The organism is Microbacterium yannicii PS01, assembly GCF_000304335.1.
Lineage (GTDB): Bacteria > Actinomycetota > Actinomycetes > Actinomycetales > Microbacteriaceae > Microbacterium > Microbacterium yannicii_A.
The window spans coordinates 62,358-81,970 of the sequence record NZ_CAJF01000017.1 but is presented as its reverse complement, the minus strand read 5'-3'; the positions used below and the strand labels follow the sequence as shown (position 1 = coordinate 81,970).

At 69.1% G+C, this 19,613-nt stretch carries 17 protein-coding genes and 1 pseudogene; 6 read left to right on the top strand and 12 right to left on the bottom strand.

All coding sequences use genetic code 11. The features are described from left to right. The 3 genes and pseudogenes from WYM_RS11255 to WYM_RS11245 form a co-directional block, all read right to left on the bottom strand. A pseudogene (locus WYM_RS11255) lies at nucleotides 1-904 on the bottom strand (aminomethyl transferase family protein); the annotation flags it as partial. 51 nt (nucleotides 905-955) lie between these two features. Next, nucleotides 956-1,840 carry a formyltetrahydrofolate deformylase gene (gene purU / locus WYM_RS11250; protein ID WP_019180938.1) on the bottom strand — a complete coding sequence of 295 codons (885 nt, stop codon included), beginning with the start codon at nucleotides 1,838-1,840 and terminating at the stop codon, nucleotides 956-958. 10 nt (nucleotides 1,841-1,850) lie between these two features. Continuing rightward, a complete protein-coding gene (locus WYM_RS11245; RefSeq protein ID WP_019180937.1) occupies nucleotides 1,851-2,705 on the bottom strand; it encodes a methylenetetrahydrofolate reductase in 855 nt (284 codons plus the stop codon). A 321-nt stretch (nucleotides 2,706-3,026) separates the two neighbouring features. Between WYM_RS11245 and WYM_RS11240 the strand changes: the two genes are divergently transcribed. The 5 genes from WYM_RS11240 to WYM_RS11220 all read left to right on the top strand — a co-directional run bounded on the left by WYM_RS11240 (nucleotide 3,027) and on the right by WYM_RS11220 (nucleotide 7,424). Next, nucleotides 3,027-4,013, top strand: coding sequence for an ABC transporter substrate-binding protein (locus WYM_RS11240; RefSeq protein ID WP_019180936.1), 987 nt, complete (start codon nucleotides 3,027-3,029; stop codon nucleotides 4,011-4,013). An 88-nt stretch (nucleotides 4,014-4,101) separates the two neighbouring features. Then, the gene (locus WYM_RS11235) at nucleotides 4,102-4,935 is read left to right on the top strand and encodes an ABC transporter permease (RefSeq protein ID WP_019180935.1); all 834 of its coding nucleotides are present in this window, start codon (nucleotides 4,102-4,104) and stop codon (nucleotides 4,933-4,935) included. Beyond that, nucleotides 4,932-5,756 carry an ABC transporter permease gene (locus WYM_RS11230; protein ID WP_019180934.1) on the top strand — a complete coding sequence of 275 codons (825 nt, stop codon included), beginning with the start codon at nucleotides 4,932-4,934 and terminating at the stop codon, nucleotides 5,754-5,756. The genes WYM_RS11235 and WYM_RS11230 overlap by 4 nt, the downstream gene beginning before the upstream one ends. Further along, nucleotides 5,749-6,576 carry an ABC transporter ATP-binding protein gene (locus WYM_RS11225; protein WP_019180933.1) on the top strand — a complete coding sequence of 276 codons (828 nt, stop codon included), beginning with the start codon at nucleotides 5,749-5,751 and terminating at the stop codon, nucleotides 6,574-6,576. Before WYM_RS11230 ends, WYM_RS11225 begins: the two co-directional genes overlap by 8 nt. Beyond that, nucleotides 6,573-7,424 carry a PaaX family transcriptional regulator C-terminal domain-containing protein gene (locus tag WYM_RS11220; RefSeq protein ID WP_019180932.1) on the top strand — a complete coding sequence of 284 codons (852 nt, stop codon included), beginning with the start codon at nucleotides 6,573-6,575 and terminating at the stop codon, nucleotides 7,422-7,424. The genes WYM_RS11225 and WYM_RS11220 overlap by 4 nt, the downstream gene beginning before the upstream one ends. 12 nt (nucleotides 7,425-7,436) lie before the next feature. On the opposite strand, the gene WYM_RS19980 is transcribed toward WYM_RS11220, so the two are convergent. Genes WYM_RS19980 through WYM_RS19970 form a run of 5 tightly spaced genes read right to left on the bottom strand, consistent with a single transcriptional unit; the run spans nucleotide 7,437 to nucleotide 13,129 of the window. After that, nucleotides 7,437-8,387, bottom strand: a complete 951-nt coding sequence (locus WYM_RS19980; protein ID WP_083866202.1) for a PaaX family transcriptional regulator C-terminal domain-containing protein — start codon at nucleotides 8,385-8,387, stop codon at nucleotides 7,437-7,439. 16 nt (nucleotides 8,388-8,403) lie between these two features. Continuing rightward, nucleotides 8,404-9,675 carry a cytochrome P450 gene (locus WYM_RS19975; RefSeq protein WP_019180930.1) on the bottom strand — a complete coding sequence of 424 codons (1,272 nt, stop codon included), beginning with the start codon at nucleotides 9,673-9,675 and terminating at the stop codon, nucleotides 8,404-8,406. Continuing rightward, on the bottom strand, nucleotides 9,675-11,264 hold the full coding sequence (locus tag WYM_RS11205) for a PhnE/PtxC family ABC transporter permease (RefSeq protein ID WP_026059749.1): 1,590 nt from the start codon (nucleotides 11,262-11,264) through the stop codon (nucleotides 9,675-9,677). Before WYM_RS11205 ends, WYM_RS19975 begins: the two co-directional genes overlap by 1 nt. A gap of 49 nt (nucleotides 11,265-11,313) precedes the next feature. Further along, nucleotides 11,314-12,114: a phosphonate ABC transporter ATP-binding protein gene (locus WYM_RS11200; RefSeq protein WP_157525102.1), complete on the bottom strand. Its 801-nt coding sequence runs from the start codon at nucleotides 12,112-12,114 to the stop codon at nucleotides 11,314-11,316. A 19-nt stretch (nucleotides 12,115-12,133) separates the two neighbouring features. Next, nucleotides 12,134-13,129, bottom strand: coding sequence for a phosphate/phosphite/phosphonate ABC transporter substrate-binding protein (locus WYM_RS19970; RefSeq protein WP_083866201.1), 996 nt, complete (start codon nucleotides 13,127-13,129; stop codon nucleotides 12,134-12,136). Between the two features lie 308 nt (nucleotides 13,130-13,437). On the opposite strand from WYM_RS19970, the gene WYM_RS21105 reads away from it, so the two are divergent. Further along, the gene (locus WYM_RS21105) at nucleotides 13,438-16,074 is read left to right on the top strand and encodes a prolyl oligopeptidase family serine peptidase (RefSeq protein WP_192813741.1); all 2,637 of its coding nucleotides are present in this window, start codon (nucleotides 13,438-13,440) and stop codon (nucleotides 16,072-16,074) included. Between the two features lie 110 nt (nucleotides 16,075-16,184). On the opposite strand, the gene WYM_RS11185 is transcribed toward WYM_RS21105, so the two are convergent. Genes WYM_RS11185 through WYM_RS11170 form a run of 4 tightly spaced genes read right to left on the bottom strand, consistent with a single transcriptional unit; the run spans nucleotide 16,185 to nucleotide 19,597 of the window. Next, a complete protein-coding gene (locus tag WYM_RS11185; RefSeq protein WP_019180925.1) occupies nucleotides 16,185-16,646 on the bottom strand; it encodes a DUF3237 family protein in 462 nt (153 codons plus the stop codon). 6 nt (nucleotides 16,647-16,652) lie between these two features. Beyond that, nucleotides 16,653-18,176 (bottom strand): o-succinylbenzoate--CoA ligase, encoded by a 1,524-nt coding sequence (gene menE / locus WYM_RS11180; protein WP_019180924.1) that lies wholly within the window; start codon nucleotides 18,174-18,176, stop codon nucleotides 16,653-16,655. 42 nt (nucleotides 18,177-18,218) lie between these two features. Then, nucleotides 18,219-18,671, bottom strand: a complete 453-nt coding sequence (locus tag WYM_RS11175) for a MaoC family dehydratase (protein ID WP_019180923.1) — start codon at nucleotides 18,669-18,671, stop codon at nucleotides 18,219-18,221. Further along, the gene (locus WYM_RS11170; RefSeq protein WP_019180922.1) at nucleotides 18,668-19,597 is read right to left on the bottom strand and encodes a 4-hydroxyphenyl-beta-ketoacyl-CoA hydrolase; all 930 of its coding nucleotides are present in this window, start codon (nucleotides 19,595-19,597) and stop codon (nucleotides 18,668-18,670) included. The genes WYM_RS11175 and WYM_RS11170 overlap by 4 nt, the downstream gene beginning before the upstream one ends. Nucleotides 19,598-19,613 lie beyond the last annotated feature (16 nt).

The window sequence follows — 19,613 nt, the reverse complement described above, 5'->3', positions numbered from 1 at the left end:
GGGTGAGGTAGTAGTCCTCGATGTTCTCCGACACGAACGAGCCGGCGAGGGTGCCGGTCGCCTCGTAGCTGTCGGTGCCGAGCCACTCGCGGTAGCCGCGCTCGGCCTCGCCGGTGTAGATGGCGGGCAGGGGCGAGGGGATCCATCCCGACTCGAGCGTGTTCGACGGGTACGCCCGCGAACCGACGGCGACGAGCCCGAACTCGGCGCCCGCCTCGACGATGGCGTCGCGGACCGCTCCGTGCTCGGCGTACGGTCCCCAGATCTCGAGCCCGGGGGCGCCGGCCATGCCGTGCCGCAGCGTGCGGACCTGCTTGCCGGCGATGTTCATCGTCGACATGTTGAAGAAGCCGAGCTTCTCGAGCGTTCCGCCGTTGAGCTTCTCGATCACGGCCCATGCGTTCGGACCCTGGATCTGGAACCGGTAGTACTGCCGCTCGACGGCAGCTCCGTAGGGACGCGACGGCGAACGACGGTCGACCGTGACGTCGAGGTTCGAGTAGCCGCCCGTCTCGCCGTGGTACAGCAGCCAGTTCGACGCAGGCGCACGGCCGACGTAGGTGTACTCGTCTTCGGCCTCGCGGAACAGGATGCCGTCGCCGATGACGTGACCGGCGGCCGTGGTCGGCACGTACTGCTTGGCCTTGTTGACGGCGAAGTTCGCGACCGAGTTGATCGCGGTGTCGCTGATCAGCCTGATGGCGTCCGAGCCCTTGAGAAAGACGTTGTCCATGTGGTGGGACTGGTCGTAGAGCACCGCGGTGTCACGCCACGCCTTCTGCTCCTTGATCCAGTTCTGGAAGTCGGCGGGCACGACGGGGTAGATGTAGGAGCCGATCTGCGAGTTGCGCAGCAGCTCCACCGGGTTGGTCTGATCCAGCAGCTGCTGAAGGTTGTCGGCCATGTGAACCTCTCTGTTCTGTGAGCGGATGCCTCGGCTCGAGGCATCCGGTGTTTACGGTCGGTCGGTGAAGACGATGGTCTGGTTGCCGTGGCGGATGACGCGGTCTTCGGCGTGCCATTGGACGGCGCGGGACAGGACGGCCCGTTCGACGTAGGCGCCGCGGGCCTGCAGGTCGGCGGCGGTCATGGCGTGGTTCACCCGGGCGACGTCCTGCTCGATGATGGGGCCCTCGTCGAGGTCTTTGGTGACGTAGTGGCTGGTCGCGCCGATGAGCTTCACGCCGCGTTCCTTGGCCTTGCGGTAGGGCGCGGCGCCGATGAAGGCGGGCAGGAACGAGTGGTGGATGTTGATCACGGGGACGTCGACGGTGTCGAGGAAGTCCTCCGAGATGATCTGCATGTAGCGGGCCAGCACGATGAAGTCGACGTTGCCTTTCAGCAGCTCGAGGATGCGGGCTTCGGCCTCGGTCTTGTCGGGTCCCTGGGAGGGGACGTGGAAGAACGGGATCCCGAACGCGCGGACGTCTTCGGCGGTGTTGGTGTGGTTGCTGATGACCATCGGGATGGTGACGGGCAGCTCGCCGCGGCGGTGCCGCCACAGCAGCTCGAGCAGGCAGTGGTCGGACGTGGAGGCGAGGATCGCCATCCGTTTCGGGATGGACTGGTCCGTCAGCCGCCACTGCATCCCGTACGGGGTGAGGGTCTCTTCGAGGTCGGCTTCGATCTCGGGCAGCGCGGCGGCCAGGTCGGTGCGGTGGAACACCACCCGCTGGAAGAACTCGCCCCCGGCCGGGTTGTCGGAGTACTGATCCAGCGTCACGATGTTGCCGCGGTGGCGGGCGATCAGCCCGGTGACCGCGGCGACCAGCCCGGGCTGGTCGGGTCCGTGGACGATCAGGCACGCCTGATCGCGCAGCGCCTCGGTGTGCGGAGACATCCAGGCCGCCTCAGGCCTGCGCGGCCAGGTAGTCCCGCGCCCACTCGGACGTGGCCAGCAGCCCGCCGAACGTGTAGAAGTGCAGCCCCACCGGCCCGTGGGCAGGGTCGCGGGCGAGCAGTTCGGACAGGTCCGAGACGAACCGGTCCGGCCCTGCGGTGCCCATCAGGTTCGTCAGCGAGAAGCCGTACTTCTTCACGATCATCGCGTTCGCGCCCACCCCGAACCGGCGGGCGAACCCGATCAGCCGCTTGATGCCTGCGGGTCCCGGCGTGCCGATGCGGATCGGGGCGTCGATGCCCCGCGCGCGGACCTGGTCGATCCAGGTCATCACCGGGTCGGTGTCGAACGCGAACTGGGTGAGGATCGTCGTTCCCAGACCCTGCTGCGCCAGCGCCAGCGCCTTCTCATCCAGATGCCGCCACAGCACGTCGGCGGCGATGTCGGGGTGCCCCTCGGGATAGCCCGCGATCGACACCTCCGCGACGCCGTACTTCTGCAGCAGACCCGACTGGATCAGGGTCAGCGCGTCCGGGTACGGGCCCTCCGGCTCGGCCGGGTCGCCGCCCACGGCGAACACGTGCGTCGACGCGCCCACCTGTTGCAGCCGGCCCAGGAACTCCTCCAGCTGGTCCTGCGAGGCGAGCCGGCGAGCCGAGATGTGCGGCACCGGCACGAAGCCCAGCTCTCGCACCGCCTGGGCCGCCGCGACTCGCATCTCCAGGTCCTCGTTGCCCAGGAACGTCACGTTCACCTTCGTGCCCTGCGGGATCACCGGGGCCGCCTCGCGAAGACCGGGAACGTCCTTGCCCGTCATCTCCAGCGAGAAACCCTCTACCAACTCCACGGCAGCGGCCTTGTTCATTGCGGGTGCGATGTGCGCCACGTGCGGATCCTTCCAGCTCATGGGGGAACGCGGCTCTGCGCTCTGCAGCGAGAGTACCTATGTGCATAGGTACTGGCAAGAGGTATTTCCGTTGAGAGGAATCCCTGGGGCCGATCTGAGACGACGATCGCGCGAGAACGACGGTCAATGCTTTCGTGACGGGCGTCACGAATCTCTTGACAATCCTCCGAGGCGGGCGCACCATGACTTGTGTCCGGCACGCCGCGGTGAGGACTCCGACGCAGCGTCGGACGGACCCGGCGCCGGTGAACCCGTGCATCACCCGAGAGAGGCCCGTCAATGAAGAAGAGTCTTGCCACCATCGGCGTCCTCGCCGCCGCCGCGCTTGCGCTGAGCGGCTGCACCGACTCCGCGGCTCCGTCGAACACGTCCACCGGCGACGCCGGGTCGGGCTCCGAGGAGCTCACCACCGTGCGCGTCGCGGCGCTGCCCATCGCCGAGACCGGCGCCCTGTGGGCCGCCATGGAGGAGGGCATCTTCGAAGAGCACGGTCTCGAGATCGAGGTCGTCCCCGCGCAGGGCGGCGCGAACGCCATTCCCGCGCTGATCAGCGGAGACATCCAGTTCGCGATCGGTCAGCCGTTCGGACCCATCCGCGCCGACCTGCAGGATCTCGGCGTCGTCATCATCGGCAACTACGCCAACAGCCTCGCCGAGGGCACCGACGTCAACGCGGTCGTCGCGGGAGCCGACGCCGGCATCACCCGTCCCGCGGATCTCGCCGGCAAGAAGGTCTCGGTCAACACGATCGGCGCCGCGGGCGACCTCACCATCCGCAAAGCCGTGCAGGACGACGGCGGCGACCCCTCGACGATCGAGTTCGTCGAGGTCGCCTTCCCCGACGTGCCCGCCCAGCTGGAGGCGGGCACCATGGACGCCGCCTGGGCGCCCGACCCGTTCCGCGGCATCATCGTCGGCGGTGGCGGTGTCGAGGTGGTCTCGCCCTATCAGGCCACGATCCCGGGGCTCTCGGTGCTGACGAGCATCACGACGCAGGCGCTCCTCGACGATGACCCCGAGCTCGTCGCGTCGTACTCCGAGGCCATGGCCGAGGCGCTCGAGTGGGCCTCGGGCAACGAAGAGGCCGTGCGCGCCGCGATCGCGACCAACCTCGAGATCCCCGAAGAGGCGGCCGCGGGAATCACGCTCCCCGAGTTCACATGGGAGCTGACCGCCGAAGACATCGAAGAGCTGGGCGCCCTCGCGGTCGAGTTCGCATACATCGACGCCGAGCCCGACTACGCCCGCCTCATCCAGCAGCAGTAGTGGTGGAGACGGGATGCCGAGAGCCTCGGCATCCCGTCATCCCTCACCTGCGTCTGCCCTTCCCGCCGACCGCACCGATCGGACCACCGTGACCGTCACCGCCGACGCCCCACCGACCGTCGCGTCACCAGCGCGGCCCGGTCAGCACCGCACCCTCCGCAAGTTCGCGCTCGGAATGGCCGGCATCATCGGGTTCCTCGCGACCTGGCAGCTGCTGCCGACGCTCGGGATCGTGAACCCGGCCTACTTCCCGACCGCGACCGACACCCTCGCCCAGCTGCTCGTCGAGTTCCGCGACATGGAGTTCTGGCGCAACGTCGGCCGCACCATGACGGCGTGGGCCATCGGCCTGGTGATCGCCACGGTGCTCGCCGTCGTGCTGGGCACCGTCATCGGACTCGTCCCCTTCCTCAGGCGCGCGACCCACACGACGGTCGAGTTCCTGCGGCCGATCCCCTCGGTCGCCCTCATCCCGCTCGCCATCCTGATGTACGGCTATCAGCTGCAGGCCGCGCTGATCATCATCGTGTTCGCGAGCTTCTGGCAGGTCTTCATCCAGGTGCTCTACGGCGTCGCCGATGTGGATGCCGTGGCGCGCGACACCGCGCGGAGCTTCGGTCTGTCGCGGGGATCTCGCATCGTCAACCTCGTCTTCCCGACGGCGCTGCCTTACCTCATGACCGGGCTGCGGCTCGCCGCCACCGTCGCGCTGATCCTGGCCATCACCGCCGAGATGTTCATCGGCAACCCCGGCCTCGGCCGGGCGATCATGCTGGCTCGCGACTCCGGCCAGTGGACCACGGTGTACGCGCTGGTCGTCGTCACCGGCGTGCTCGGGCTCGTGATCAACCTCGTCTTCCGGGCGATCGAGCGCCGTTCGCTGTCGTGGCATCAGTCCATCCGTGGGGAGGAAGTGCTGTGACCCTCTACACGAGCACCGTCGTGACGCCGAAGCGCCCCTCCCGGGTGTGGGCCGGCATCGGCGAGAACACCGCGTACGCCCTCGGCCTTCCGATTCTGCTGCTGGTGATCTGGGGCGTCTGGTCGTCCGTCTCGCCGGCGCCGTTCTTCCCCAGCCCGCTCGTCATCCTCGAGGCCTTCATCGACACGTGGGTCGGGCCGGCCTTCTTCACCGACGTCCTCCCGAGCCTCGGCCGGCTGGCGATCGGGATCGTGCTGGCCGTGGTCCTCGGCATCGCGGCCGGCACCCTGATCGGGCTGGTGCGATGGCTGCGCGAGCTGCTCGAGCCGATCTTCGAGTTCTTCCGCGCCGTGCCGCCGCCCGTCCTGATCCCGATCATCGCCGTCCTCGTCGGCGCCAACGACTTCATGAAGGTCGTGGTGATCGTCGCGGGTGCGATCTGGCCGGTGCTGCTGAACACCATCGAGGGCGTCCGGGCGACCGACTCCGTCATGACCGAGACCGCCCGCTCGTTCGCCATCACGCCGGGCGAGCGCCTGCGCTACCTGGTGCTGCCCGCGGCCAGCCCCCGCATCATGACGGGGGTGCGGCAGTGCCTCTCGATCGCACTGATCCTCATGGTGATCTCGGAGATGTTCTTCTCCTCGTCGGGGCTCGGCTTTCAGATCGTCTACTTCCAGCGCAACTACCTGATCGCCGAGATGTGGAGCGGCATCGTGCTGCTCGGGCTCATCGGCGTGCTGCTCGCGGTGATCTTCGGATTCGCCGAGCGTCGGGTGCTGCGCTGGTACCACGGAATCAAGGAGGTCGAACGTGCCTGACGCGACGGAGACGAAGCAGCCGCTGCTGAAAGTCGAGCATCTGCGCAAGGTCTACGAGTCCTCGACGGGCAACGTCGAGGCGATCGGAGACATCAGCTTCCAGATGAACGCCGGCGAGCTCGTGTGCATCGTGGGCCCATCCGGCTGCGGCAAGACGACGCTGCTCAAGTGCATCGCGGGCCTCTTGCGCCCGACCTCTGGCCTCGTGGAGCTCGACGGCAGCCGGGTGACCGCGCCGCCCCCCAACATGGCCCTGGTGTTCCAGGAGTACGGCCGCAGCCTCTACCCGTGGCTCACCGTGCGCGGCAACGTCGAGCTTCCGCTGAAGCACAAGAAGCTGTCTCGCGCCGACCGCGACCGGCTGATCGACGACGCGCTCACCGCCGTCGGACTCGACCACGCCGCCAAGAGCTACCCGTGGCAGTTGTCGGGCGGCATGCAGCAGCGCGTCGCGATCGCGCGCGCCGTGGCCTATCAGCCCGAGGTGCTCATCATGGACGAGCCCTTCGCCGCCGTGGACGCGCAGACCCGTGCCGACCTCGAGGATCTGGTGCGCGCGCTGCACCGCGACCGCGGCATGTCGATCCTGTTCGTGACGCACGACATCGACGAGTCGGTGTATCTCGGCGAGCGCGTCATCGTGCTCTCGAAGTCGCCCACGTGGGTGCAGGAGGACCTCGCCATCGACCTCGCCCCCGAGCGCGATCAGATCACGACGCGCGCGCTGCCGCGGTTCACCGAGTTGCGCACCCACGTGTACGAGCAGATCCAGCGCGCCAAGCGCGGCGAGGCGGTCCGCCCCGGAGCGAGCGCCGCGTGAGCACGCTGACCCTGTCGGAGGTGCTCGGAGAGACGGATGCCGAGGCTTCGGTGCTCACCCGCAAGCCCCGGCAGCTGCTGCTGGCCTTCTTCGGCGAGTACGTCTGCGATCGGTACTTCGAGCCGGTGCGCGCGAGCGTGCTGATCGGGGTGCTCGAGAGCGCGGGAGTCGGTGCGCCCGCCGTGCGCACGAATCTCGACCGGATGGTGCACAGCGGAATGCTCGAGCGCACGCGGCTGGGCCGCGAGATCGGCTTCGAGCTGACACCGCACGGCAGCGAGGTGCTGCGCGAGGCGTCCGGTCGCGTGAACGGACCGGCGCCGTTCGAGCCGCAGGGGGACGGATGGACGCTGGTGAGCTTCACCGTCCCCGAGCACCGGCGGACCCTCCGCCACCGCCTGCGGGCGGCCCTGACGTGGTCGGGATTCGCAGTCCTGCGGGACGGCATGTGGATCGCGCCCGGCGCGGTCGACCTCGCCAGCGCGCTGGACGCCATCATCCCCGATCTCGGGCCGGGCGCGGTCAACGCCTTCACGGCCTCGGAGCTCGCCGGGTTCCCGATGGACGAGGCCGTGCGCGTGGCCTGGGACGTCGAACGCATCCGCGACGCCCATCACGAGTTCATCGCGCACTGGGGACGGGAGGATGCGGCATCCGATCTTCCGCCGTTGACGGCGCGCACCCTGCTGGTCGCCGACTGGCTCGCGCTGCTGCGCGTCGATCCCCGGCTCCCGCGCCAGTACATGGGAGCGGACTGGCCCGCCGATCGCTCGTACGAGCTGTTCACCCGCCGGCACCGCGAGTTCGCCTTTCCCGCCGTGCGCGAGTTCGCCGCTCGAGTCGCCTGACCCTCGCGCGCGTCAGGAGGGCCGCGGAGCCGCGTCCGCGGCGTAGGCCGCGAAGGTGTGGTGAGACACGTGCTTCGCAAGGTCGACCGAGTGGGGCTCGAGGATCCGCCGGAAGGCCGCTTCCGCAGCGGGACCGGTGGAGTCGTAGATCATCGAGCAGACCGCGAGGGCGCGCTCGAAGGGGAAGTCGGCGCCCAGGAGGGACTGGGGAAGCATCGGATCGATGTGGCGCAGCTCCCGCCAGTCGCGCATGATCGACGTCCGCACGCGCAGCAGGTCGTCGTCATCCGACCCGCTCCGGCCAGGATCCGTGAGCGAGGACACGCGTGCCGCGACCGGCTGCCACTGCTCCACGAACCGGCGGTAGGCCGCCGCCAGCTCATCCAGCGCGAAGGCCTCGCGCGCCGTCGCCGTCACGCTCTCATGGGGAAGCCGGGCGCCGGTGAACACCGTGAGCTGGCCGGTCGAGGGGGGAGCCGCGAGGTCCCGCACCATCGCCTCGACTTCGGATCGGCGGTCTCCAGGCCGGATCCACAGGCCGTCGTGCACGTTCCCGAAGCGCGACTGCCGCAGCCGCTCGCGCAGCGCGTTGCGCGTGCTTCGCTGGTCCTCGCGGAGCGAGTACCCCACCACACTCCAGGTTCCATCCCAGGGGCGGGGGATGTGACTGCGGAAGAGCAGCTCGACGTGCGCGTCGACCGACTCCTGGCTCATCGGCGAGACGGCGTACGCCGTGGTGCGGCCGTTCTTCACCGTGATGAGGAAACCGCGCTTGGCCAGCCGCTGGATAGCCGCGCGGGCGCCCGCGGGCGTGACGTCGAACAGTGTCAGGAGTGCGACGAGCGCCGCCGAGGGAAGGGGCTCGGAACGCAGATGCCAGTAGTCGCCCAGAAGCACGATGAGCAGCTGCTGCGAGCGGGCGCCCTGCTGGTCCCGGGGGAGCAAGTGGTCTGCTGGCCGCATGGAGCGATTGTGTCAGTCAGCGGGCCGCGGCGTTCGCCGGCGCGAGCGACAGGGGAACGGCCCGGGGACCGTACTCCAGCCAGTTCATCATCCGGACATCGCCGGCCAGGGCGAACGAACTCGTCCGCTCCAGCAGCACTTCCAGCGCGATGAGCAGCTCCAGGCGGCCCATCGTCGCCGCCGGGCACTTGTGCGCTCCGCGGCCGAACGCCAGGTGCGAGTTGTTCTTCCGGTGCAGGACGAACTCGTCGGGGCGGGGGAAGGCCGCGGAATCCCGGTTCGCCGACGGGAACACCAGCGCCACGGCCTCGTCCTGCCGCACGAGCCGTCCGTGCACCACGGTGTCTTCCCGGGGCGTGCGGGCGAAGACGCGATAGGGCGCGTGCAGGCGCAGGAACTCCTCGATCGCCGCCGGCAGATCCGCCGGGTGCCGGCGCAGATGCTCCTGCAGATCAGGGTCCTGCGCGAGGTGCACGACGCAGCTTCCGAGCACGGCCTGCGGTGCACCCATGCCCGCCACGATCATCTGGCGGATGGTCGCGATCGCCGTTCGCTCCGTGATGTGGTTGGCCGGGTCCAGGGCTGCCGCGTGCAGGCTCCCGACGAGATCGCTGGACGGATCGGCGCCCGCCGCGAGCCGGTCTCGGTACACCCGCTCGGCGATCTCGTACAGGCGTGTGCTGCACTGGCCGATGACCTCGTCATCCATGTCCTGGATGGCGAACCCGTAGCGCACGCCGATCTCACGCACCTCGCGGGCGAGGTCGACCGGCACGCCGAGGAACGCGGCGAAGCAGTCCACCACGAACGGCGCGGCGAAGTCGGCGACGCCGTCGGCGCGCTCGCCGTCGATCATGGCCGCCACGAGCTCTTCGGCGCTCGCGCGGAACGTCGACTCGTGCGACTTGACGACGGCACGGCGCATCACCGGATCGATGGCCTCGCGATAGGCGGTGTGCTCAGGAGGATCGAAGTGCAGCGGCGGGCGGCGCGAAGACCGCGGCACGTGCGGCACGACGTTCTGCACCGAGGTGATGAACCGGTCGTCCTGGGCGATGGCGACGACGTCGTCATAGGTCATCGCGGACCAGAAGCCGCCGAACTCCTCGCTCCACGGGAAGGGGTCCGTCTGCCGCAGCGCGGCGTAGTCGCGGTGGGCGCTGCCGAACGTCTCGTCGAGGGAGGGCGACCACTCGCCGGTGCGCTCGGAGCGCGTGCGTGTGTCGACGGGGGCGGATGCCGCGGCATCCTGCTCCTGCGATGTGTAGCCGAAGGGGCAGGTCGCCATCAGATCACCTTCTTCCGCGCCCAGCGGGCGACGGACTCGAGCAGCACGACGACGGCGATCAGTCCGATGAGGATTCCCGCTGTCGTCTGGTAGTGGAGGGTTGCCACCGACTCCTCGAGCAGGAAGCCGATGCCGCCCGCGCCCACGATGCCCAGGACCGCCGATTCCCGCAGAGCGAGGTCGGAGGTGAACAGGCTGTTGCCGATGAAGCCCGGAACGAACTGAGGCCAGACGCCGGCGACGAAGACCTGCAGCCGGCCGGCGCCCGTTGCTTCCAGCGCGCGCAGCGGTGCGGGATCGACCTTCATGAGCGAGTCGGTGAAGAACTTCGCCGCGAGCGCCGTGCACGAGATCGCCAGTGCGAGGAAGCCGGCGAAGGGTCCGAGTCCCAGCGCGGCGACGAAGAGAAGCGCGAAGATGATGTCGGGGACGCCCCGGACGAGCACCATGAGTCCGCGCAGCGCGAGGGAGAGCGGCTCGAAGCGGATGAGGTGACGTGTCGACAGCAGCGCGATCGCCAGACCGATGATCACGCCGAACGTCGTCGCCGAGAGTGCCATGACGACGCTCTCGAAGATCCCGTATGCGATGTCGAGGGTGAAGACCGGTGGGAAGAAGCCCGACAGCACGGCGACGGCGTTCTCCCAGGCCGCTGCGAGTCGCGGGGCATCGGCGAGCAGCTGGGTCAGCGAGAAGACGAACAGCATCAGCACCGCGACACCGGAACCGACCCGCAGGACGCGAGAACGGTTCCAGCCCGGTGAGGAGGAGCTGCGTCCGCGACCGTAGAGCTGAGCGGCGGTGTGCTCCTCGGCGTGTTCGGCCAGCGCACGCTGCGCGAGGTACGCGGCCAGCTCGAGCACGAGGAGCATCACGACGATGACGAGGATGATGCCGAGCGCACGACGGTAGTCGAGGGATCCGATCGCGGTCTGGAGCGCGAGCCCGATGCCGCCGGCGCCGACGAGACCGAGAACGGCGGAGGCCCGGATGTTGATGTCGAGGCGGTACAGCACGATCGCCGTGATGCTGGGCAGAGCCCGGCTGAAGGTCGTGGCCACGAAGTTCTGTGCCCGGCCGGCCCCTACGGCGGCCACGGCCTCGCGCGGCGCGGCGTCCTGCTCCTCGAAGACATCCGCGAACATCTTGCCGATCATGCCGACCGAGTGGAATGCGATCGCGAGCCCGCCGGCGAGCGGGCCCAGGCCGACGATGCGCACGAGGATGAGGGCGAACACCAGGGACGGGATCGCCCGCGTCACGATGATGATGCCGCGCGCGAGCCACCCGACGATCCGTGGCCCGCTGAAGTGACGCGAGGCGGCCGCGCCGAGGAAGATCGACGCGATCGTGGCGAGACCTGTCCCGGCGACCGCGATCCACAGGGTCTCCAGCGCCAGGGCGAGCAGGTTCGCGGGGTCGCCTACCGTCGGCGGCACCATCCGCTGCAGCAGGGCCGCGATGTCTTCGAACCCGTCGAGGAGTGCGGCCGGACGGATGTCGAGCCACCACATGCCGAACAGCGTGACGGCGAGATAGGCCAGCGGGATCCCGATCGTCGCCGCCGACGCGCGTGGACGACGCGGCACGCGAGGCGAGGACGCTTGCGCCGGAGGCCGATCGACGGTCAGCGACATCTCAGTCCTGCTCGGCTTGGGCATACACGGCGCGGATCTGCGCTTCCGCGGTGTCGGCCGTCGGCGCGTCGAGGACGAAGGAGCCGTCCCGTACCGCGACCACCCGATCCGACACCGCCATCGCGAGCTCCACCTGGTGCAGGGAGCAGATGACGGTGAAGCCGTCCTCGGCGCTCAGCTTCTTCAGCGTCTGCAGCACCGAGACGCTCGCGTTGGGGTCGAGTGAGGCGACCGGCTCGTCGGCGAGCACGAGCTCGGCCTCCTGCATGAGCGTCCGCGCGATGGCCACCCGCTGCTGCTGACCGCCGGAGAGCGTGTCGCAGCGCTGATAGCGCTGGTCGAGAAGCCCGACACGCTCGAGGTGGGCGACCGCTCGTTCCCGCAGCTCGCGCGGATAGCTGGCGATCCCGTAGCGCGGCAACCGCAGCGAGCCGAGCGCGCCCATCAGCACGTTCTCCATCGCGCTCAGGCGCCCGACGAGCCCGAACTGCTGGAACACGAACCCCACGCGAGTGCGAAGGCGCTGCAGCGCACCACGGCCGCAGGTCGCCGGATCGACGCCCAGGACGGCGAGGGATCCGCTGCTCGGCTTGTGGCTGCCGTTGATGAGACGCAGGAGGGTCGACTTGCCGGCTCCGGAAGGGCCCACGAGTGCCACGAACTGTCCGGCGACGACCTCGAGCTCGACCCCCTTCAAGACGGTCTTCTCGCCGAAGTGCATGCTGACGTCGTGGAGCGCGACGCTCACGCGGCGGGCATCGGCCGACGGGGCGGGGGCGCCGGGCTTAGCGGGTGATCTCATGAGGGGAACGGTCATCGGCTCATTCCTCGCCGCGGCAGACATCCGTCTCGAGGGTCTGACAGATGGCGTTGATCACGTCGTAGTCCGACGCTGTCGCCGGTTCGAAGGCGAAGGCTCCTGTGCCACCCCACTTGCATGCGGTCGCGCCGGCATACTCCTCGCCCCACTCGGCAGGTGCTTCACGATTCTGCTCTGCACACAGGTCGGCCTCGAAGGCGCTCACCGCGTTGTAGTCGGTCACGGCCTGGACGATCTGGTCGCGGAGCTCGTCGTCGAGCCAGTTGCCGACCACGATCGGGGTGCCCGGGATCGGGTCGGACGTCCAGATCGTCTCGGTGTCGCCTTCGGTGATGATGCCGCGCTCGGGCAGGATCGTCGTCACGAAGGTCTCGGCAACGAAAGCGATGTCGCAGTCGCCGGCGAGCATCTGGGTCACTGCGACGTCGTGAGAGCCGACGAACAGCGGGCTGATGTCGGTCTCGGGATTGATCCCCGCTTCGGTCATCGCTGCGGCCGCGGTGAGGTAGCCGGTCGTCGACGCCGGGTCGGTGAAGCAGACGTTCTTGCCCGCGACGTCTTCGATCGAGGCGATGTCCGAGCCGGGCACGACCACGCCGAGGGAGTTGACCGCACCGGAACCGGGTTCCGGCGTGCGCTGGTCCTTCGCGACGGGTGCCACGTCCGCGACGTCCGACGCGAGGTAATACGAGAATGCGCCGTACGCAGCGATGTCGACGCGCTCCGCGACCTGAGCCTCGATGACCCCGGCGTTGCTGCTGACCGCCTCGATGCGGGTGGGAATCCCGGTCGTCTCCTCGATCGCCGCGACGACGGGGAGGAAGCTGTTCTCGAGCTCCTCGCTGTCATCGGTCGGCACGACCGCGAAGACCAGCTCGGAGGGCGCGTCGGACGTCGAGTCTTCGTTCGCTGTCCGTGCGTTCGGGCTCGCTCCGCATCCCGCCAGGAGCAGGCTCGCCACCATGACGCTTGCGGCGACAACTGCTGTCTTCTTCATGTCGGGCACCTTTCGGACTTCGGGAAGGACGGCCGCGACGGTTTCCGCCGACGCTGGCGAGAAACACTTTCAACTACGTCCGTCGTTGGAGGTGTGGTGTGTCAACAAAAACACGAATCGTTGCGATTGTCAACGGATTCCTTTTCCCACCGTTGACATCGTCAATCGATCGTGTCATGGTCATTGCGCTACACCTCCCGTGGCGCACGTCAGCACAACTGTCGCGCCCTCGGTCGACGAAGACCACGTTCGCGGCGCACCACAACGGGCTGAGCCCGTCCTCGAAGATCGCCGCGGGAAGGGACACCATGTCACCGCTCTCGATCCGAGCCGGCCTGGCGATCGCCGCCTCGGTCGCCCTCACGCTGTCTGCCGCTCCGGCCTCGGCGGCGCCACCACCCGAGGCATCCGAGCTACGGGGCGTGCTGCCTGGCGGCGGCCAGTACGTCGTGCACCAGCCTGCCCAGTGGAGCGGGACGCTGCTCACCTGGAGCCCCGGATACGGCGGCGGAGGAGGCGTCGCCTCAGCCGGGCCGTCGCCCGAGGTCGTCACGTGGCTGACGAGTCAGGGGTACGCGCTCGCCGGCGCGGCGGCGGGCTCGGGATGGGCCGTGGAGGACCTCCTCGTCGCGCAGCCGCAGGTCGTCGACGCCGCGGAGGCCGCGCTCGGCGAGGCCGAGCACGTCGTCGCGTGGGGCTCGTCGATGGGAGGACAGGTGTCGGTCGCTCTCCTCGAGCAGCAGCCGGACGTGTTCGATGCGGCGCTGCCGCTGTGCGGCTCGATCGCCGGTGCCATTCCCATGCTCAACGGGTCGCTGGACGGCACCTACGCGTTGAAGACGCTCCTGGCCCCGGCCGATGCCCGGCTGGAGCTCGCCCGCGTCACGAACGAGCCCGCGCGTCAGGCGGCCTTCAAGGAAGTGCTCGACGCCGCACAGCAGACCCCCGAAGGGCGCGCGAGGATCGCGCTGGCGGCGAGCCTGGCCCAGATGCCGACGTGGTCGCAGCCGGGCACCGAGAAGCCCGGCCGCAACGACCTCGACGCCCAGCAGGAGCAGCTGTATCGCATCTTCATGTGGGGTGCCGTCTCGCCGCGCCAGCCCCTGGAGCAGCGCGCGGGCGGCAACTTCTCGTGGAACACCGGGGTGGACTACGCCGAGGCCCTTCGCGCATCCGGCCAGCTCTCCCTCGTGAGACAGCTCTACCGGGCGGCCGGGCTCTCGCTCGACGAGGACCTCGGTGCGCTGAACGGCGGGGAGAGGATCATGGCGGACGCCGGAGCCGTCGCGTACATGCAGAAGAACGCCACCCCGACCGGTGACATCGACGGTCCGGTCCTGTCGCTTCACGAGACTGGTGACGCCGCGCCGGTCGTCGCGCAGGCAGGCTCATACGCCGACCGTGTCCGCGAGAACCGTGCCTCCTCGCTCATCGAGCAGGTCTTCGTCGATCGTCCGGGTCACTGCGACTACGCCGACGCCGAGGTCGCCGCGCTCGTCACCGCCCTGCAGGACCGGCTCGACTCAGGAAAGTGGAAGAACCTTGCCAGCCCTCGCGCGCTCGACAAGCGCGCTGACGCCATCGCCGAGACCACCGGGCTGGAGCGCGGCGGAGCGTTCGTCCGCTACGCACCCGGTTCCGTTGTGCGGCCCGAGCGCGAGCCCGAGGTCTACGCTCCTGCGCCCTCAGAGCTCACCACCCACGAGGGGGTCCTCCCGGACGGATCGGCCTTCACCGCAATCGCCCCGGGGGACTGGGACGGCTCGCTCGTGGTCGTGCCGGGGCGCGCCACGGCTCAGTTCGCCTCGGCCGAGTGGCTGCTTCAGCGGGGGAGCGCTCTGATCGGGTACGACCTCTCGGACGGGTGGGATCTGGTGCGCGATCGCGACAACGCAGGCGTCGCCGTCGCGACGTTCTCGGAGCTGGTCGGTACGCCCGACGACGTCGTCCTCGCCGGCCGATCCCAGGGCGGACTCGTCACACGAATCGTGGCGGACTCGGCCCCGGACTGGCTCGACGGCGCCGTGCCGATGTGCGGCGGCGGGGCGGGCGCGGTGAGCACGTGGAATTACAAGCTCGACACGGCTTTCGTCCTGCGTGAGCTCGTCGACCCGGAGTCGACGATGCGCATCACGGGCATCGTCGACCTGGACGCTGAGATCGGCGCGTTGAACGGCCTCGTCGCGAAGGCGTCCGAGACACCGGAAGGGCGTGCGCGTGCGGCCTTCGCGGCTGCGATGAGCAAGATCCCGGCGCTCGATCCCGCGACGGGGACCGACATCACCGATCGTGCTGCGCGGATCGACCGCTATCTCGAGTACCTCCCCTTCGCCGTCGGGACCCACGTGCGTGCAGGCTACGAAGACACGGCGGGCGGCACGTTCTCGTGGAACACCGGGGTTGACTATCGGCGAGCGCTGCGCGAGTCCGGCCGCTGGAATGAGGTCGCGGCCGCCTACCGCGACGCCGGGCTCTCGCTCGACGAGGACCTGCGCACCTTGGCGGGCGCGACACGGCTGGCGGCTGATCCCGCTGTCGTCGGTTTCGTCGAGCAGACCGCATCGTTCACGGGCGAGCTTCGGGTGCCGGTGCTGTCGCTGAGCACATCAGGGGATGGCGCCGGTTCGACGCAGGACGACGAGGCGTATGAGGCCACGGTCCGCGAGGCCGGCGAGCGAGCGCAGCTCAACCAGGCGTTCGTCCAGGCAGAGGGCCACTGCACCTTCACCGCCGCAGAGGAGGCGGCCGCGTTCGAGACGATGTTCACGAGGATCGGCGAGGGTTCCTGGCCGTCCACCTCGCCCCGCGCGCTGGTCGAGCGCGCCGAGTGGCTCGACGACCGGAGTGAGTTCGAGCTCGGCGGCGCTCGCTTCGACCGGGCGCAGCACGGCGGGGCTCCGGCCCGGATGTGGGATGCCGACGACTGGGGCACCTACCGAGGCTGAGAGGCCACGACGAGCGAAAGCCCCGGCATCCGTCATCCGGATGCCGGGGCGTCGTTCGTCGGCCCATCACCCCTGCAGGCCCGACGTGACTCACCCCGGGGGTGGTGGACTCACGTGAGGCGGTAGGCGACGTACCGGACTCGCGCAGCCTCGCGGACGTAGGACGCGACGAAGACCGAGCGCTCGAACTCGGGGTGAGCAGCCGATTCCAGCGTCAGCGCCGCGCGGAAGTAGTAGGCGACGGGGTCGACGTCCTCGCCGAGCAGGAGCGACTCGAGCACCTCGGGGTCGCCACTGCGCACGCCCTTCGCGCGGATGTAGAGGAGGGACCCGTCCTCTCCTCGGGCGCTGTAGCGGCCGTCGATCTCGATCGAGCCGTCGGCGCGCACCGTCTGCCAGTCAGCGCCGCCCGGAAGGATCACCCCCGTGAACGCACCGGTGACCGTGCCGCCGATCACCGGGATGACCCGGCGATGTCCGGCGCGGGTCATCCCGTGGTCCTCCAGCGGCCCGAGGTCGGCGACCACTTCGAAGGAGCGGTCGAGCGATGGGACGGGAGGAGCGTGCGCCACGCTGCATCAGCCCCGCTCGAACCGCGCCCGGAGATCGGCCTTGCGCACCTTGCCCGACGCAGTGCGCGGAAGCTCCTCGACGACCACGACGCTCTTCGGAAGCTTGTAGCGGGCGAGCAGCCCGTCCAGGTGCGAGCGGACGATCGCGGTGTCGACCTCGGCTCCCTCCTGAAGCGTGACGACGGCCAGCGGAACCTCGCCCCAGCGTTCATCGGGAACGCCCACCACGGCGACACCCGAGATGCCCTCGATATCGGAGATCAGGTTCTCGACCTCGGCCGGGTAGATGTTCTCGCCGCCCGAGATGATCATGTCCTTGAGCCGGTCGGCGATGAAGAGGTAGCCGTCGGCGTCGAGGTAGCCGAGGTCTCCCGAGCGGAACCAGCCGTCATCGGTGAAGGCCTCTGCCGTCGCCTCGGGCTGTCCGTGGTAGCCGAGGAAGACGTTGGGTCCGGTGATCTCGATCTCGCCCACCGTGCCCCGGGGAACCATGTCGCCGTTCTCATCGGCGATGCGCACCTCGGTGAAGAAGTGCGGCAGGCCCACGCTGCCCTGCTTGGCGCGCGTCATGGCGGGCGAGAGCGAGGTCGCTCCCGGTGACGTCTCTGTCATGCCGTAGCCCTGTGAGAACGACAGGCCGCGCTTCTCGTAGGCGTTCAGGATGCGGGTGGGAACGGCCGATCCGCCGCACGTGAGCTTCTGCAGCGTCGTGAGGTCGGTGGCCCCCCAGTCGGGGTGGTCGGCCAGCATCTGATAGGTCGTCGGCACGCCGCTGAGCATCGTGATGCCGTGGCGCTGGATCAGAGACAGCGCGCGGCCCGCTTCGAAGCCCTTCTCGAGCACGAGCGTCGCCCCCTTGAGGACGACCGGCAGCGCTCCCATGCCGAGCGACGCCACGTGGAAGAGCGGCGAGATCATCAGCGACACATCCGTCGAGACGACGTCGTAGTCGACGATGCAGTTAAGGGCGACCCACGTCAGATTGCCGTGACTGAGCACCGCGCCCTTCGGACGTCCTGTCGTTCCCGAGGTGTAGATGATCGCGGCAGGATCGTCGAGATCGACGTCGGCGATGGTGTGGCCGGCGTTGCGCTCGGCCGCCAGTCGCGCGAGCCCCGGGTTCTCGGGACTGCCGTCCCCCGTCACGATGACCTGCGCGATGCGGGCGGCTTCGACGCCGGGCATCGCACGCTCGAGGAAGTCGACATCGAGGATGAGTGCCCGCGCGCCGGAGTCCACCAGCACATGGCGCATCTCGGGGGGCGCGAGACGCGTGTTCACCGGCACGAACACTGCGCCGAGCTGCGCCGCGGCGAACATGACCTGCAGGAACTGCGGGCTGTTCTCGCCGATGTACGCGACGGCGTCGCCCTTGCGGATGCCGCGATGCCACAGCACGGCCGCAACGCGGTCCGCGGCATCCGCGAACTCGCCATAGGTGAGCACGTCGTCGCCGAAGATCACGGCGGGCTTGTCGGGGTCGCGCAGGCGCCGCTTGGCGAGCCAGAAACCCAGTCCCTTGTGGTGCATCGTTGCGGTGTCCTCTGCGTGAGGAATGGGCGGTGGACGGTTTCAGGCGTAGAAGCGGTACAGGCCCCGCGCCACGACCGCGGGCTTGTCGGCGCCCTCGATCTCGATGGTCTGGTCGACGGCGAACTGGTAGCCGCCGCGCACCTCGGTCACCTCGGCGATGACGGCGTTCATGCGCACGCGGGATCCGACCTTCACGGGCGAGACGAAGCGCACCTTGTCGAGTCCGTAGTTGACCCGGGTCGTGACGTCGGTCACATCGAACAGCTCCGACCAGAACTTCACGGTGAGCGAGAGCGAGAGGAACCCGTGCGCGATCGCGCCGCCGAAGGGGCCGGATGCCGCACGCTCGGGGTCGACGTGGATCCACTGGTGGTCGTCGGTGGCATCGGCGAAGAGGTTCACGCGGTCCTGCGTGACCTCGAGCCAGTCCGACCAGCCGAGGTCGGTGCCGGCCATTCCGGCGACGTCGGAGTAGGCGACGGTGGTGGTCATGGTGTGTCTCCTTGGTGGGCGGTCGAGGCGGCCAGTCCGAGAAGCCGGGCCGCGTTGTCTTTGAGGATGCCGGGCATGACCTCGGGCTTGAAAAGAGCGGTCCCTGAACCTGTCGAACGGGCGGCATCCGTCATCCAGCGGTCGGGGGTCAGCAGCGGGAAGTCCGAGCCGAACAGCACGCGCCGCTTGAGGTACGAGTTGGCCGCGCGGACGAGCTGTTCGGGGAAGTACTTGGGGCTCCAGCCCGACAGGTCGATCCAGGTGTTGTGCTTGTGGGTGGCCACTGAGAGGGCTTCGTCCTGCCAGGGCACGGAGGGGTGGGCCATGATGATCTGCAGCTCGGGGAAGTGCGCCGCGACCGGGTCGAGAAGCATGGGGTTCGACAGGCCGAGCAGGAAGCCGCGGCCGCCGGGGAGCCCCGCACCGATGCCGGTCTGCCCGGTGTGGAAGAGGGCGACCACGCCCGCGTCCTGCAGCACGGCGTAGAGCGGTTCGTGCGCACGGTCCGAAGGATCGAATCCCTGCACCGTCGGGTGGAACTTGAAACCCCGCACCCCGTGATCCTCGATGAGGCGCCGGGCGTCGTCGACCGCGGACGCCTTGTTCGGATCGACCGAGCCGAACGGGATCAGCACGTCGTTGTTGCGCGCGGCGCCTTCGGCGATCTCGGCGCTCGAGACCGGCGCGTGCCCGAGCTGGGTCTCGGCGTCGACTGTGAAAACGACGGCGGCCATCCTGCGCTCGCGGTAGTACGTCGCGATCGAGTCGAGATCGGGGCGTGGCCCGTCGGCGCTGAAGTACTTCGAGGCGGCCTCGACGAGGTCGGGCGGAAGCGACGCGTGGCCGTGACCGTCCACCTCGATGTGCACGTGCACATCGATCGCCTCGATCGCATCGAGGTCGATCGCGGGCTCGTAGCGGGTCATGCCGGTCCTCCGGGTC

Excerpts from the sequence above, each read along its gene's own strand:
- WYM_RS11200 (WP_157525102.1), bottom strand. The coding sequence starts at position 12,114 with ATGAGATCACCCGCTAAGCCCGGCGCCCCCGCCCCGTCGGCCGATGCC.
- WYM_RS19980 (WP_083866202.1), bottom strand. The coding sequence starts at position 8,387 with ATGCGGCCAGCAGACCACTTGCTCCCCCGGGACCAGCAGGGCGCCCGC.
- WYM_RS21105 (WP_192813741.1), top strand. The coding sequence starts at position 13,438 with ATGTCACCGCTCTCGATCCGAGCCGGCCTGGCGATCGCCGCCTCGGTC.
- WYM_RS19970 (WP_083866201.1), bottom strand. The coding sequence starts at position 13,129 with ATGAAGAAGACAGCAGTTGTCGCCGCAAGCGTCATGGTGGCGAGCCTG.
- menE (WP_019180924.1), bottom strand. The coding sequence starts at position 18,176 with ATGCACCACAAGGGACTGGGTTTCTGGCTCGCCAAGCGGCGCCTGCGC.
- WYM_RS11175 (WP_019180923.1), bottom strand. The coding sequence starts at position 18,671 with ATGACCACCACCGTCGCCTACTCCGACGTCGCCGGAATGGCCGGCACC.
- WYM_RS11240 (WP_019180936.1), top strand. The coding sequence starts at position 3,027 with ATGAAGAAGAGTCTTGCCACCATCGGCGTCCTCGCCGCCGCCGCGCTT.
- WYM_RS19975 (WP_019180930.1), bottom strand. The coding sequence starts at position 9,675 with ATGGCGACCTGCCCCTTCGGCTACACATCGCAGGAGCAGGATGCCGCG.
- purU (WP_019180938.1), bottom strand. The coding sequence starts at position 1,840 with ATGTCTCCGCACACCGAGGCGCTGCGCGATCAGGCGTGCCTGATCGTC.
- WYM_RS11245 (WP_019180937.1), bottom strand. The coding sequence starts at position 2,705 with ATGAACAAGGCCGCTGCCGTGGAGTTGGTAGAGGGTTTCTCGCTGGAG.
- WYM_RS11170 (WP_019180922.1), bottom strand. The coding sequence starts at position 19,597 with ATGACCCGCTACGAGCCCGCGATCGACCTCGATGCGATCGAGGCGATC.